This is a genomic window from Nostoc sp. DSM 114167 (assembly GCF_052692655.1).
On record NZ_CP195116.1, the window covers coordinates 5,522,697 to 5,538,635 of the forward strand.

The window sequence follows — 15,939 nt, forward strand, 5'->3', positions numbered from 1 at the left end:
GGCTTGAGGGTAATTTTGTTAGAACTTTATTGTAAAACTCTCGAACAAGCTCCTTCTTGACCAGAAGGATCGGGAAAAATTGCTAAGGTGTGATATTCAGGATTATCTGTTTTATATATCACTTTAAAAGTATACAACTTGTTTTTACCTTGCGCTTCGGTAACAACTGTTAAAAGTGTATTGCTAGTGGGAGGAAGTCCAGGTATGTCCAGTTTTTGAATTCGTCTGAGTTGAATTACATTTGCTGCGGAGTTTTTACAATCTCCTGAATTATTATTAGCTTCTTGACCGAACTGCATACATACTGGCCCATCAAAATCCATAGTTACCTGTGATGGGTCATTTAACCAAACTTTTTTAATTACTTCTCCCGCCGGAATAAAACTTAAGTTTGTTCCTTGTTGATACCAGACATCAACCGTAGGTACAAGTCCCCCTAAACCTTGTGCTTGACAGGAAAAGATGGAACGCAGAACGGCGTTATTAGCTACAGCGCGACCTACCAACCAGAACATAGAAACGGAGAAAATTAAGGAAGCTATAGGTAGGAAATAAGAACGTTTTGGGTTATCTCCTGACAATTTAATATTCTTTTTCATGGTTGCAAATATCTAAAATTGCTATAAATATTACCCCTTAAAACTGAGTTGCTTGATTAACGTATATTTCAATATTTGTGCCTGCTGGCAAAAACCAAACACCACCTTGTTGAGACATTTGGGCGATCGCCTGTTGATTGCGTTGGGCAATTTGGGGTACTACAGAGTTCATACCACCTTCCAAAACCGCAGCTCCAAGATTGCGTCTGTTGTCAGTCTCACTAACAAGACCAGTGGAGGTGCTGCTGGTGGTATTGTTCGGGTTGTCTTCGGTAGGGTTGGGAGATGTTGATGTTATCGAATATGGCACGAGTTTTGTATCAGGGCGATTTATTAACTCTGCTGCTTTACCTATACCTCCCAAAACGAATAGTCCTGCATCCATCGAGGCTATGGAGGAACTTTGACCAGGATATTTATTTGCGATTAAAGGTTTACCTTGAGTACCGCGAAGAATAATTGCATTGTTGGGTAAGCTTCGTTCTGTACGATTGCCATTATTTTGCGAGATAACTTTGACTACGTTCATCTGCAAAAGACCTTGTTCGGAAAGCGAACCAATTTCAGCTAGGAATTCGGTGTTTGCGGGTAGAGCAACTGCACCATCGGTAGATTTTAGTGGTTCTTTCAATCGGATCACAAATACGTTTTTCGCTTCATCTGCATCACCACCACCGCCTGATTTATTAGTAGTTTCGCCAAATATTGCTGTCGCTAACACAGCTTTAGCACTACTCCCAACTGCTACAGATTTCTCTCCCTGCGGTTGAGCTTGACTTACCGCAGAATTGTCCTGTTGTGGGGTGTTTTGTTCGGGATTGGAATTTGTTGCCTCTTGCTGCGGCTGTGCATTGGTTGCAGGTTCCAAAGTAGCTATGTTACTAGTAGGTTGATTGCTAGGATTAACTTGACCGTAGCTACCTAACTTTGCTAACCTTGCCCACTCTGCAAATGGGCTTGGTGGAGATGGTGGAATTACTGGAGTTACATTAACGACCGTTTGAGGATTTGGCTTCACAACTGGTAGCTGGGGCGATCGCGAAGGTTGAGAAGCAGGTACTCTAATGACGCGCTCAACTGTCACTGTCCGAGGTACGTAAGCTGTTGGTGGGGGTGTTGGGATCGCTTTTTGTCTAACTGACGGTTGTTGTAAAGCTACTGTCGGCGTTGATTTGGCAATTCTCAGCTGTTGTTGGGCATCTTTCACCATCTGTGCTTGTTCAGTCAGGGCTAATTTCGTTTTGAGAGTATCTACTTGGGCTTCCATCTGTTGAGATATGGATTCATCAGTAGGCTGCTCTTGCACTGGTGGAGAAACAATAGTTTTTGGCTTTTGATTGCTACCACTCATCAACTGAGACAAAAACACACCACCCACCAAAACGATCGCTAAGGTAGCAGATCCTACCAAGCCTAACTTGGCAAAGGGATTAGATGAGAGTGCTTGCTTAGTCTGAACTTCTTGTGGAAGAGATAGGGACTCTGGCGGCGTTGCCGAGTCTTCCGATTTTTCGGTGTCACTAGAAGATTCTTCTTCAAAACCGACCAACCTTGACATCCGCGATTCCCAATCTCCAGATTCTACTTCTGGTTGGCGATCGTCGGTAGTTAGAGTAAATCCATTTTGGGGAGGCGTTTCGGCAGGAATTGAGTATCGGGTCATGGTAGAGCCTAGTTTGGATTTCCAGAACAATTATTATCTTTTATTTCACATATATTATAAATTTCTAATCTGGCTTCTCCAAGGCGGTAAGCTGCAAACTGCGACGGTAGTGCTGCATTTGGTAGTGAAGTTACAGGTCGATCTATTGCTCTAACTAAAATTTGTTTATTAAAGGAAACTGATTTCCCTAATTTATCATAACTGTTAAAAATTAATTGATTTGCAAGTATCTCTACTTTCCACTTTCCATTACTTATTTCTTGAGGTTGAGAAACTTTTTGGATTACTAAGACATTCTCTGCACCTCTATTAACATTTTCAAATTGGCTATCTGGATTTAGATTAGTAATTTCTGACTTAAGTTTTTCTTTAAAATCATCAGCTACCAGTTGTGAGCTAATTTCCCAGACTTGTGTTGGCGGCTGTTGTTGTGACCAGGTAAGCATTAAACTCATAGTTTCACCCACAAAGCGCCGAATCGTCTCTGGTTGCCGCTCTAAATTGGGTTGGGGGTCTACCGTTATCGCATGACCATCAACAAGTTGCACTAAACTTTGAGGTGTGAGTTGTCGGCCTAACTGTTGTAACATAGACCAGTGAAATATTAGTAACAGCAAGGTAAATAGATGTAAACCAAATGTTCCTACTGCCAACAGGGGTAAAGGGCTATTTTTTTTATTATTTTCTGGTTTGAGTAATTGCATTAATAATCGTTCGTAGAATTATAATACTGAACTATTTTTACGTCAGAAATTGATTATCTGATAAAACTATCAGATGTTTGTCCAGTTCCGCATTGTTGTAATTGATTTTTGTTCGGGTTGTAGTCATCTAGCAAACATAAATTCCGAATTTCATAAATTTCTAGTCTATCAGCACGGACACTATAAATTGCTTTTTGCAAGTCGGTGCTATTGTCAGCTTGGGGATTAGCAAAATAATCTGCTGCACGTACAAGTAAATCTTTATTAAAAGGAGTTATAAGTCTTGCACCACCAACTCGGTTTTTTTGAACTAAGTCGGCTACCATACCCACTTGCCATTTCCCTGGTGCAATTTGTTTTGGCGGATAAACTCTCTTAATTACTAGTTGTGAAGTCATCGCTTGGTTGGGATTTTCCGAGAAAACTTCTGGTGGTGTCATTTCTGCAACTGTGCCTAAGAAACCTTTGCGAAAGTCTTCTGATAAGGCAAAACTAGCTACCCAACTGCTGGTAGTAATTTTTTGGCTACCACCTTGAGGTATGTTAATCAGTATTCCTAAATCTGGTTTGGGGTTTGCGACTTCTTCAATATTTTGTGGTGGTAAGGTTCCAGACCAGCTAAACATTGAGATCATCGTTTTGCTGATAAATTGGCGAATTGCTTCTGGTTCTCTTGCTAAATCATCAATATTAGCTACTGGTTTGCCATTGATTAATTGCACAAAGTTAGGAGGTTTTCTCAAACTGAGTTGGCGAATATTTAGCCCTTGTAATAAGAATAAAAATAAAACTAATATATGTAAACTGAAGGTTGCGATCGCAAAAAACGTCAAAACACTTGCCGTTCTTTGTCTTTTTTCTAGTAAACGCACCATTTCCTCACCTCCTACTGCAAAAACTTCAGCTATTATATATGATGTTTTGCATATACTTAATAATTACGATACTTACAACAATTTTATTCATTTTTAATTTTTTTATATCCTCTCCTTTACTAAAGAAGCCGTACTGTTAATTGCGCTGAAGACTGCAAAACCACCAGCAGCAGCCACAATTAAAGATAAAATTGGTGCTAAAATTCCCAGAAAAATTATGAACCACATTAAATCTGGATCGACACTAGCATTTTGACCTGGGCCATTGACAATCACTGCGGCAGTCAGCACAGCAATAATATTGAAGGAAATTTTGGCGATTCCAATAGATAAAAATCCAGTCAGCCATGCAAAAATTGGTTTACCAGCTACAGGTAGCAAAGATCCACCTACTGCTATTGGCCCTAAAACTGCTATTAACAACATAGTAGCTTCTATCAAATTCTGAAAAGCATATTGTAAGGAAACTAAAAAGTTTTTGATGCTCGTTTGGGCTGTAGAACCTAACAGAGAATTAAAAGAGGTTTCTGATACAATGCCAGTGCCATATCTGATATTATCTACCTTTGTTTGTAGTCTGCTTATCCAGCTTTTATTTCCATAAGTATCTCTATATTTCTGCCAGAGAACGTTAACTTTTTCGGCAGCTTTAACAAAACATTGGCTTTGTTGTTCGCCAGTAAGAGATTGACAAGGACGTAGTAAAGAACCAGCTACTTCTTCAGCAACACTCATATTCAGTGCTTGCTGATATATATTATCTGCATCTGCTGAAACCACTACTTGCTGATTCACACCGTTTAAAAAATCCCGCACTCCCAGTGTCAGAGTAGAAAGTATACTTCCTTTGCCTGAATTACTTAAGAGGACTACCACAATAAAAGGCCAAATTAAAGCTGATATGGGACGGGTATATTCGTAGGATATTAAGTCTTTGAGGAATTGTATCATAAAAAATAACAGGGTTCCTACAGCAAAAAAAATACCCAGATTTGTCAGCGCTCCATACAAGTTATTATTGGTGTTATTTTGTAATAAATCCAGCCATTGTTTGTCCCAACCATCGGCAATGCTTTGGGAAGTTGCAGCACCAGTATCGAGAATCTGATCGATGCCTACTTGGGCAAAAGTTAGTTTAATTGCAAGTTGCATTTTGAGTTTCTGGGCTATTTTTTAGAAATTGTTTGAAAAGTAGTTGGCTGTAATTTTAATTACATTATTACCCCCCTTAATCCCCCCTTGTAAAGGGGGGAAACAAGAAAAATCTAGTTCCCTCCCCTTTACAAGGGGAGGGTTAGGGTGGGGTAAAAAATGTTTTATACATCAATCATGACTTTTCAAACATCCTCTTAGATTTCCTGTTGCTTTTTCAGAAGTTAAAGGATTTTACAATTGTCTAAAAGATTAGAGTTTTTTTCTCTTAAAATCCTGCTGATTAACTTGTCTGCCAAACAAATCTAGTTGAGAAGTTGCTCGTAAAAGTCGCGCTGCTTCTGTAGATGTTTCTACTCTGCGAGCGCGATTCGCCTCTTCCGCCTGCTGAGAAATATTTGCCAAATTTAAGTTAGAGTATTGCAAAGCCTGATTATTTTGTAATGTCTGACCAAATGTTTCAGCTACAATTTTTACTTGTTCCTGTTGAATTTTCATCATTTGCACTTGACTAAGACCTAGCAATTCTGTCAAACTTGAAATAGCTTGTGTTTGAGCATCTGGCTTAGGAATGCTGCCAATTTTCCCTAGCAATCTCGTCTTACTATCATCTATTTCCTGAGCCAATCCATCAATATCTTCCAGACTTTTTTCTGTATTCTCTAGCTTTACTTTTGTTCTAGTTTGTCCATTTTTACCGAGAACACCTACCGCTATTCCACGGGTAATTATACGATTAAGTTCATTACTAACTAAATTTCCCCTTACTGCTGCATTATTCTCAAAGCGACTTGATTTAGCATCTGAATTATAAGAGTAGTTAATTGAATCATCACGAATTTTTTGTCCCGCAGCAACGGGGTTAGGTATCTTCAAATCTCCTTTGGCACTGTCAATCGCAATTTGACTCTGGGCTTGTTCTAAAGGATTTAAGGTATTTTTCAAATTATTATGTTGAAAGTAATCTTGCATATCTTGGGAATATGATTGAAAGTCAGTCCAAACCTGGCCTAATCCGCCCGTCTGAATTTGTGCTACTGCTGGTAGTATTGCCAGAGATAGCAAGGTAAAAGTAAAAATGGTAGTTTTTCGCATATATCTGTGCCTGAAAAAGGTAAACTACATTATATAGTGAGGTAAAAATTTAGCTTTTGAGCCGTGCTGATTTGGGATTTTGGATAATAGAATTAGTTTTTCGGTTCAATCCCGGTGCTATTCTAAAATCTAAAATTCCTGAGCTATAACCCAAAAATGGGTGCAGTAAATCTAAAAGACGTTGGTAAGTTGCTAATACTACACTATCAGAAATCTAAAATCCAAACTTGTTTGATTCACCATTAACTACTTACATAACCCAATTAACTACTACGTAGAGTAGCCACTAATTGACGTGCAAAGGCAGAAATTGCTTCATATTTATCACTGTGAAGTTGCATCATTTGGCTACGTGCAGTTTGTTCATAAGGGTTATTAGCAACTGCTGCCAATTGCTCGTAACCTGGATAGTAACGACAGAATGTATAAGTACCGTTATCATCTAATAGCCATTGACTATAAACGCCTTCTTTACGGGGAAAAAAGCTTTCTGAAGCATTACGAGAAATAACTTGGCGGGGATATTTTAAGATGTCTGCAAAACTATCTACTGCAACTGGCTGAATGCGTCCAATCAACCGTGTTGTCAGGTTTTGCAATATTTTCGATGCAGCTTTAGATTTAGCAATGGTGTCAGGATCTTGTCCTGATAAGATGACTCTGATACCAGCTTTAGCGCCGTTCGCACAAACTCTACCAACTAAATCGGAAATTTGCTCGAACTCAAATAAAATTGGTGCTTCGTCGATAAAGAATATGGAAGCTGGACTACTCAATGCGCGTCGGAGTGCGGCTGAATAAGCACTCAAGGATAGTACGGCTGCATCTTCACTATCTGATAGGTTTCTGAGAGCAAAAACTAAAAGTTGTGCATCGGTAGGAAAGCTGGATGGTGCAGAAATGGCTTGTCCGACGCGGCTAGAAAGCCAAAAGCGTAAGCGCAACTGAATTTGACTCAGAGCATCTTCGACTCTGCCAGTTAAAGAACTTAGCTGCAAGTGTTCTGGCGAGCAGAAAAAGAGAAAATCTTTTAAAGTAGGAGTTTTCTGCCAAGCAAGAGTGCCAAATCCTCCCTCCATCGCCTGTCGATATCGCTCTTTGATCCCCTCATCTCTAAAGAAGGCTTCTAAAGCCAAGTTGAGCAGCGATCGCACGGTTTGCGATAAAATTTGACTTTCAGTGGACGATCCTAAAACCATTGTCATTAAGGCTGATTCTAGGAAGGCGGTATAATCGTTAAAGCGATCGCGCTGTTGTTCTGCTTCTAGCGATCGTAAATCTGGCTGCTCAAATAAGTTATTTGATTGTTTGGAAATATCAAAATAGGCTCCATTCCCCTCCATAAACTCTGTGTAATCAGTGAAAGTAGATGTCCCATCAGGTTTAGGGAAATCTAATGCCACAACCGGAATCCCATGCGCTAAAGCCTGAGTTAAAATTCCTGACACCAACACCGATTTACCAGCACGAGTTGTGGCAAACAAAGCTAAATTTTTGTGCTGATTAAATAAATCTAAATGTATGGGTGTTCCGCCTTCTTCAGCAATCAACTCAAAGCCTTGTCTATCACCTTTTTTACTTAAAACTAAAGGCATTAATCCCGGAACTTCACTGGTTAAATATAGCTGGCGACGGTTGAAGGGTGTTGCTAATAAACCTTCCCAAACTATTGGTAGAGTTTGCAGCCAAATTTTCCAGGCGTATTCAGTTTCTCTAATTACTCTGGCTGGACGTTGAAAACAGTTTTCAATATATCTTGTCGCCTCATCTAATTTTTCTAAAGTTGGACGATGTACTAAAATAGCAATACTCGTATAAATCGGGACTGCACCTTCAAATAACTGTTCTTGTGCTGCTACCGATTTCTTCAATTTTAATTGAGCATTGACATCAATAGTTTTACTTTTTTCTTGAGCCAAAATCGTTGTCATATTTGACTGCTTCAGCACTCGTTGCAAAGTAGTTTTTACCAATGCTGGATTTGCAGCAGTCAACTCACAAAATATTTCTGTATCTACTACTGTTTCTCTGGCCAACAGTTCCCATAAATAGCGCAGTTGAGCCGATTTATTTGGCCAACCGCCGGGTTTTTCCAGAAATGACAGTGTGCCAATATAACGATTATTAACATTAACCCAGCGGCGATCGGCACAAGGTACACTAGATTCCATCAGCAAAGTTGTGCCGTGAATATTGTCTAGAAGTAATTTAGTACTAGCTAAATCGGAATTAACTTGTTCATGTAATCCTTCTTCATCTAAAGTCATTAACTGGGGAATATCTATTGGCTGCGTATCATTAAACCTTTTCCAGATTTCTCCCCAGAGTTCATTAGCAGTCAAAGGTTTGACATCCAATCCCATTTTGTTAGATAATATTTGTTCCCAGCGGAGAAACCCCTGGTTGTAAGCATTTGTAATCAGGGTTTCAATACGTTGATTTTCTACTTCTAAAAGATCGCCTTTAAATTTCAACCACCAGGATTCAGCTTTGACTAAAAGCTTTTCTATCCAATCATCTGCGTGTTGTGAATTAGATTCAATGGTGTAAGTTACATAAATCCGTAAAAATTTAGGTTTCCGAATCCCAGAAATCGTCAGTTCTTTAATTCTGGCTCTCTCCGCCATCAACAAATATTTGATGTCTCGCGATGATGCATTTCTGATTAATGTTGCTAACTCTTTTTGGCGCTCTTTGTCTGAACTAAAAGAACCCAAGTGTAACGTCATCCTTTCACCGCTAGGAATGTCTTTTAATCCAGCTTCAATATTATTAAAAAGTGTATCAATTTGTTCAGGTCTTAAGGTGGTATGAATTCCCTTACAATCAAAACCAAAAACAAAGCAGAACCGATCTTTTTGAGTACCTTTTGTCAACAGATAAGCGCCAATGTCACGTCCATTCATGGCGACACGCAGCATTGTCGCCAAGTGCAAGGCATCTTCAAATGGTGTTAATCTACTTTCATTTCCGGCGACGCTGACGCTTTGTTTTCCGATTTTTTGCTTCATGGTTAACTTCCAATAAGCTTTGATAACGAGCAAAGCCTCTTGTCCAAGTGGGAACCCCGATAAATTTACTTAAAAAACTCCAACTCCTACCACCAGTTAAAATCCACCAAGTTCCGATTCCCCAACCAGTCATTAGTACTGTCCACAACCATTTTTGAAACTCTTCTTGGAAAAAACCTCCAAAAATTCCATTGATAGTAAAATAGGAGGCTAAGGCGATTACCGTCCAAGGAAGAATTTGATCGGCAGGAATTGGTCCTAGTGAAGGTTGGCTTCCTAGAACCTGATTGACTGGACGAAATTCTTGTTCCTGCTCTTGAGGCATTTGAAATATCTGAATTATTTATTAGGGCTAGGACCAATTACAAAGCCAGTAAGTATATCAGCAACAGTAACAGCAACAACCACTAATAGAGGAGTTCTGGCGATGCTTTGCCAATCTTCATCTTTACGCACTGCGTTAATCACACCAACTAAGGAAATTGCAATATAGAGTAAGTAAATTGCCCGCAACACGTTAAATATCAAACTTATTGCTGTGTTGCTATCGCCACCATTGGTTGCTGAACCACGGAAGCTGTTTTTGAAAAAGTCTTCAGCTTTTCCAAAAAATTGAGCTTGTACAGGGGCTGCAAACCAGTCTAACCAATATAAACTCAGAACGATCGCTGCTGCTAAAATTTGTAATAATATTAGCGATCGCCTTGGTAAATTCACTTGCTGACCAATTTGCTGGATGATGAGAGCAATTAAACTACCAACCAGTAAACAAAACAGCAAGATAGGACTTTTGAGGCTGATAACGCTAACCAATACAGCACAAGCAATCAAAAAAGGTACAGATTCAATCAGAATAGTCAGACAGGATTTAAATGCCCGTCTTAACTTGTGAGATTCTTTCGCCGCACTACCAGTTAAAGCTTTGAAAAAGTTTCTCTCGTGAGAACTTTGTCTAAACATTTGCTAATTTTCCTATGGTGTACTATGATTTATCCTTGTTTGTATCAAATTTTACAACTACTACAATTCAACATACTTTAACATCATTTCATTATTAATCAAATTATAAACCTGTAGTAAAGTTCTATATTCTACATCAGTATTCTGAAGTTAAGTTAACATGATATTAAGATTTATCTAAAACTAAATTTCTCTGATTTGAGAAGCTGGATTGCAAATATTGAGATTAAACTGGTAGATTCCTCTCGACTTTGAGAATTTTTTCAATCTTCTGATAGAGATAGCCTCGATTAACCAACTTCCAAGCCTTGACTTTCTCCACCTCATAGGTATCTGAGCGAACTGCTATAAATGTTTTAGACTTGTATGTACACCATAGGCTTGCTCTTAGGGCAGACCAAGCGTAGCTTTGGTTCTTTAGGGTTCTTCGGAGCGAACATGATATGAAACAATATTGAGTCACCAAAATTCAAATATCTGTCTTGAAAAGTTTAGATCGATTGTAGAAAAATGGTAAACGTTCTAATCTACGTTTTACCATTTTCTACACGCCGATTAGATTTGGAACTAAATTACAAACTTAAACACAGTTCCTAGATTAGAACTACCGCCAAAAGAGGCAGTACCGTAAAAGGCACCATTTGAGAGTTGAATTAGCGTGGACTCTGGTGTTGCCCCATTAGTGCCATTGAAACTAATTAAGCCGGTGATGGTTGCTCCAGTTAGCTGATAGATAACTCCTTTGTTGCTTGCGCCACCAGCAGAAGCTGTGCCATAGAAGTTACCATTGCTTGCTTTTATGAGTGCAGCCGTTGGGTTGGCCCCATTGGTACCATTAAAACTGGCAACTAAAACGGGTGTACCGCCACCGATGGGAACCTTGAATACAGCTCCTTTATTGTTGGCTCCACCTAGTTTAGAAGTCCCATAGAGGAATCCACTAACTTCAATTAATCCAGACTGCGGATTTGCTCCATTGGCGCCATTAAAGCTATATGAAGTCAGTATTCCTGCGGGAGTTAACTTGAATACAACTCCTTTAGCACTTGCTCCACCGGCAGAGGCGCTGCCATAGTAGTTTCCATCGGTAGCCAGTTGCAATCTTGCTAATGGAGTTGCTCCATCAGTACCGCTGAAGCTTCTGATGGTGGTGAGTGCCCCGGTAGTTGGCGAAACCTTGAATATAGTTCCTTTATTATTAGCCCCACCTGTAGAGCTTGTCCCCCACAAATTGCCATCAGTACCTGTAATCAGTCGGCCTGCTGGGTTAGCTCCATTAGTGCCTGTGAAATTTGTCAGAGTTGTCAGGGTTGTAAAAGCTGTTTTCGCCAACTTAAACACACTGCCGAGGTCACTTGTACCACCTGTAAAGGTTGCCCCATATAAATTGCCATCGGCTGCTTGGAATAATCTAGCAACTGGATTAGTCCCTTTGTTGATTCCAGAGGTTCCGGTGAAGTTGATTAGTGTAGTTAGAGTAGTGTAAGCAGTAGGAGTTAACTTGAATGCAGTTCCTTTGCCAGAAGTACCACCAGCAGAAGTAGTTCCATAAAGATTGTCATCAGTACCGTTGCCTTTAAGTACACCAGCTCTTGGTGTAGCTCCGTTGGTGCCGTTGAAATTTACAACAGTAGTCAATGTTGCAGCAAAGGCTTGTTGAAAGGGTAGTACTAATGAAGAAGCCAAAACAGTCAAAGAAGTAAAAATCAATACCTGATTTTTGGCCTGGTGTTGTTTGTGCAGATTAATCTTGTTCATTGAATACCTCAAAAAGTTTAGTAGAGACGGAATCGTAGCTAGTTCTGACGGATTTTGCGTAGGCGTAGCCCGCCTTCGGCATCGCTGCTATTCTTGACTAATACCAATTTGAAAAATGATTGCTACAAAGTAGGTTAGGAAGCCACTGCTATCGAAAGGTTTCTCAGCTTTTCTGCGTTTAAAGCACGAAACCCAACGCCCCAACATCTTGTATATGTTGAGTTTTACCCCGTAATCTACGAGATATTGCTACGACTCAATCTACGTATTGAGCGCATTTTTATCTAAAATTGGTATAATTTGTCAGCTTAGGCATTAATGAGAAAATGCCTTAAATGTTGGTATAGCCCTATTTGAAAAGGACTCAACAAGCCTGTTTTACCTACATCACAAAAACCGTACTAGCACTGAGTCAATAATGTGAATAGCACAATTAATGATTTCGTTCGGTAGCATAGATCGTTATTTGTGTTTTTGATGTCGTGAAAAACACAAAAAACAGTGAAAAATCCACGATTTTGACAAAATATAGTCACAAAACTCGAATCAAAAAGTTCCATATAGTGGTTTTTTTGTCAAGCAATTAGTAAGCTCTATTAAATACTGATTAAAACCTCTAAAAAATCTTAATAAGCAAAATCACATATTACACATATTAAGTGAAAGGTCTTGATTTTCCTCTGAAGAAAGTAATAAAAATGCTATAAAAATCACTTTTGAAACACCTCTAAATTCCCAAAATATATTTAAGCTTTTTAATCATTTCATAATTTAATCATGACTTCAGCTTTACCTTCACATTATACTGTTGATTCCGTTGGCAAAATTTAACAGCTATTACCTATAGCAGTTATCAAAAAATCGTGGAATCCTAAATTTCTTTACTTCGCACTTAGCGGTAGTTTGTAACAAACTGCTGTAATTTATATTGAAGAAATTGATTTCCATAATTCAAATAAAATTGCCATCCTAAATAAGTAAGTGGGTAAAATTAAACATGGCTTTTAAAAGGAAATAAGAGACTGAAAATGGTAATTGAAGCCTGATTCATAGTACTAATAACTACTCTCTTATATTAAAGCCACTGAATATTTATACAAACTTACTTTAAGAATGTAGAGTTTTTAACTAGCAAATAATCATTTGTTAGGGTGGATTAGCAATAGAGCCATACTCTCTATATAAAGTCTTGCTTTAGTTTTGCTCTACATTTTTCAGCGTTTTGTGTCAATGTCTAATTTATTAATAACCTTGATAATGCTAATTATTTATGCAGATATAAGGTTGTTTTTAATCGCCAATTTGACACTTGATTTTGATTTTATAGGCGTTGAGCCGGAAATTAATTTGAAGGAGCTTGACATGACTTTTTATCCTAATCGTCAATTGACCTATTTAGCAAGTTCAATTTCTGTACTTGCCATAGCAACTGGTTTAGTAGTAGGTCAATCTGCTACTCATAAATCTCTAGCTCAGACCTCTACTACTCCTCCCCCAACTGGAGTAACTTCCATAAATGGTGCAGGTGCAAGCAGTATAACTACTTTGTTTATAGGTACAGGAACTACCTCTCCTTTTAATCCGAAAGGCTCATGGTTTAACACTTACGGTGTTGGAAATCCTTCAAGCCTCAATCCTCCCGGCCCAGTAAATGCGGCTGTCACATTTAGATATGCTTCGGTTGGTAGTGGTAAGGGTTTAACAGCTTTTTTCACTCAAACCGTACCAGCTGGTAGTCCTACTATCAATCGCCCTGTCTCTTTTGCAGCTAGTGACGACCCCGTAGTAGGAACAGAAAAAGTTAGTGGCAGTCCCAATAACGCTGGCACACCCGCAAATGCATACGTCCAAGTACCTGCAATCACCGTTGGAATCGCCTTAGCTTATAACCCCACTGGTCTAAACGTGCCAACTGGTGGAATTAAGCTTTCACGAGCTACTTACCTTGGTATTCTTCAAGGCAACATCATAAATTGGAATGATGCCAAAATCAAAGCAGATAACGGTGGCGTAACAATAGCAAATAAGCCTATCGTTCTCGTATATCGTAGTGACGACAGCGGTACTACTTTTGCTTTAAGCAGTCATCTCAAGGCGGCATTTCCGACATGGAACAGAGGAACTGGTAAAAAAAGTATTGTTGGCTCTGTTCCCTCAACAATACCAGCCGATACAGTTGTTTGGCCAGTTGGTTCCAAAGGTGCTACAGGAGGTGGAGGTGTAGCCACCACGATCGCTACCACTCCTGGTGCAATTGGTTATGTGGATAGTGCTACGCAGTTAGCTAATAATCTGAAAGCTGCTGTCTTGCAGAACAAGGCAGGTACTTACAATGCCATTTCATCAACTACAATTTCAAATGCTTTTGTCGGTGCAAGTGACCAAGATGCAAATGCTCAACGGATTAAACTCGTAGTTACAGATCCAACAGCTGCAAATGCTTATCCCATTGTTACCGCAACTTACGTGCTATTTTATGATAAATACGCAGACGCTAAAGTAGCAGCTGGTATTAAAGGATTGATCGGTTGGGCTTTTGGAGCAGCCGGGGACACGATCGCTAAAAATCGCGGATATGCTCCTCTTCCCCCTGCCATTAAAACTCTGTCTCAAAATGTTGTGAATACTTACGTCAAACCATAATTGGGTGAATACTGTTTTTGGTATTATCCTCCCTTGTATCCTTTAGATTTTTACATATCTTGACAAAGATATGAAAGTTATACCCCAGGATTATATTTATAATCTTGGGGATTTATTAAGGCGATGATTCGATCTCAATAACTAAATATTCAGATAGTTCGCGATCGCTTTTAAGCATTCACCGATGCTGTCAGGTGATGCGATCGCATCACCTGACATCAACTATGTTATGATTTTATCTGTTGAGAAATATTTTCGGTCATGTGACTGACTATATAGACTCCTCTTTGAATCTAAATCTCTACACCCTTTGATTCTAAAGGTGTTTAATGTCATAAGTATTCCAAAAATTGAAATTTTACTTAGCCGCAATGTATTGTAATACCTCGCGTGACACTGACACTGATACACCTAACTGTCAAAGAAAATGTGCTAATAAGAACGGACAAGTCTAGTGTGTCATACACGCAGACAACATACGGATACTACTGGAACTTATGCCCACGGATATAATTACTCGTCCTGAGTCCCTCACAGAAGATTGCTTTTTTACTTACGCTCTTGGGACTGATTTGCACGATCCTAATTCAACAGCCAAATATTTACGCCGAATCAGAAAAGAAGATAAACCATATATTGACATAGCTGTTTCTCCCAGACCTGGCTATCGGTTTGAGGTTTGTCTTATCCCTGTTGAAGGGTTCGCTCAAGAAAGAATATTGACAAAAGACGGGTTCGCCAAAGCTTTAGCAATCATTTGTGCTGTCTCTAATAAAGCTAGGAAACGATTCCCTTCAGGAAATGGACAAGAGATAGTCCGGTGTCAATTTAGTAAGTTAGCTGATGCAGTCGCTGTAGCGAATAGACTATCTGCATTACCCTCTGATATGTATGAAACTCTCGTCAAGCTACCAAATGCTTTGTAATATATATTGCATCAGCTGAAATATTTATTATTAAAACGGACACCGGGACATTTTAATGGTAAGTAGTTAAATGGACTTGAGACAAAACTTCAATGGGTCATATTTTGTCTGTTGAGAAAAGACTTGTTATGCAAGACTTTTAAGCTTAATGTACAATTTTGACGTTTTTGTAAGCTAACCTGTAAATTCAAAGTGAGTTTTTTTTATGCCTATAAGTCCTTTGCGTGAAGAACCTCGTAACCAGCGAGCGCCTGTAATTCGTACAAGTAATGAATTTATACTCTTGGAATGGCTGAAGTCAACTGGTCGTTTAATCGAACGCGAACATCAAGAATCTGAGTATCTAACTGAAGTAGAAGAAATTTCCGAAATGATAGACCTTGACGATATCCCTTACGATCATGACGATGATGATAGTGACATGGATTTAGACGCCTAGTAGCGTAATTCGTAATTACTATATCGCAAGCGTTCCATTGATTTGGAATCGGTGTTTCATTTACGCCAAAAGGCTAAAATTCCTGACTTACACCGATTTTCAGTTGAGTAGACT

13 protein-coding genes are annotated in these 15,939 nt (G+C 39.1%); 3 read left to right on the forward strand and 10 right to left on the reverse strand.

What is annotated here, in order from left to right:
• Positions 1 to 26: 26 nt before the first annotated feature.
• The 10 genes from NSTC731_RS23555 to NSTC731_RS23600 form a co-directional block, all read right to left on the reverse strand.
• Entirely contained in the window at positions 27 to 599 is a 573-nt protein-coding gene (locus NSTC731_RS23555) for a hypothetical protein (RefSeq protein WP_445627038.1), read from the reverse strand.
• 37 nt (positions 600 to 636) lie between these two features.
• A complete protein-coding gene (locus NSTC731_RS23560; RefSeq protein WP_445627039.1) occupies positions 637 to 2,262 on the reverse strand; it encodes a TrbI/VirB10 family protein in 1,626 nt (541 codons plus the stop codon).
• A gap of 8 nt (positions 2,263 to 2,270) precedes the next feature.
• A complete protein-coding gene (locus NSTC731_RS23565) occupies positions 2,271 to 2,966 on the reverse strand; it encodes a hypothetical protein (protein WP_445627040.1) in 696 nt (231 codons plus the stop codon).
• Positions 2,967 to 3,019: 53 nt separating this feature from the next.
• On the reverse strand, positions 3,020 to 3,841 hold the full coding sequence (locus NSTC731_RS23570; RefSeq protein WP_445627041.1) for a hypothetical protein: 822 nt from the start codon (positions 3,839 to 3,841) through the stop codon (positions 3,020 to 3,022).
• Positions 3,842 to 3,943: 102 nt separating this feature from the next.
• Complete coding sequence (locus NSTC731_RS23575) at positions 3,944 to 4,993, reverse strand: hypothetical protein (protein ID WP_445627042.1); 1,050 nt, start codon at positions 4,991 to 4,993, stop codon at positions 3,944 to 3,946.
• A gap of 252 nt (positions 4,994 to 5,245) precedes the next feature.
• A complete protein-coding gene (locus NSTC731_RS23580; protein ID WP_445627043.1) occupies positions 5,246 to 6,088 on the reverse strand; it encodes a hypothetical protein in 843 nt (280 codons plus the stop codon).
• A 263-nt stretch (positions 6,089 to 6,351) separates the two neighbouring features.
• On the reverse strand, positions 6,352 to 9,099 hold the full coding sequence (locus NSTC731_RS23585) for a hypothetical protein (RefSeq protein WP_445627044.1): 2,748 nt from the start codon (positions 9,097 to 9,099) through the stop codon (positions 6,352 to 6,354).
• On the reverse strand, positions 9,053 to 9,424 hold the full coding sequence (locus tag NSTC731_RS23590) for a hypothetical protein (RefSeq protein WP_322671318.1): 372 nt from the start codon (positions 9,422 to 9,424) through the stop codon (positions 9,053 to 9,055). Before NSTC731_RS23590 ends, NSTC731_RS23585 begins: the two co-directional genes overlap by 47 nt.
• A 14-nt stretch (positions 9,425 to 9,438) precedes the next feature.
• Complete coding sequence (locus tag NSTC731_RS23595; RefSeq protein WP_445627045.1) at positions 9,439 to 10,059, reverse strand: hypothetical protein; 621 nt, start codon at positions 10,057 to 10,059, stop codon at positions 9,439 to 9,441.
• Positions 10,060 to 10,626: 567 nt separating this feature from the next.
• On the reverse strand, positions 10,627 to 11,817 hold the full coding sequence (locus tag NSTC731_RS23600) for a choice-of-anchor tandem repeat GloVer-containing protein (protein WP_445627046.1): 1,191 nt from the start codon (positions 11,815 to 11,817) through the stop codon (positions 10,627 to 10,629).
• A 1,230-nt stretch (positions 11,818 to 13,047) separates the two neighbouring features.
• Here NSTC731_RS23600 and NSTC731_RS23605 point away from each other — a divergent pair.
• The 3 genes from NSTC731_RS23605 to NSTC731_RS23615 all read left to right on the forward strand — a co-directional run bounded on the left by NSTC731_RS23605 (position 13,048) and on the right by NSTC731_RS23615 (position 15,825).
• Positions 13,048 to 14,460, forward strand: coding sequence for a substrate-binding domain-containing protein (locus NSTC731_RS23605; RefSeq protein WP_445627047.1), 1,413 nt, complete (start codon positions 13,048 to 13,050; stop codon positions 14,458 to 14,460).
• Between the two features lie 497 nt (positions 14,461 to 14,957).
• Positions 14,958 to 15,386, forward strand: a complete 429-nt coding sequence (locus tag NSTC731_RS23610) for a hypothetical protein (protein ID WP_445627048.1) — start codon at positions 14,958 to 14,960, stop codon at positions 15,384 to 15,386.
• A 205-nt stretch (positions 15,387 to 15,591) separates the two neighbouring features.
• Entirely contained in the window at positions 15,592 to 15,825 is a 234-nt protein-coding gene (locus NSTC731_RS23615) for a DUF3134 domain-containing protein (protein ID WP_445627049.1), read from the forward strand.
• The last annotated feature ends 114 nt before the right edge of the window (positions 15,826 to 15,939 follow it).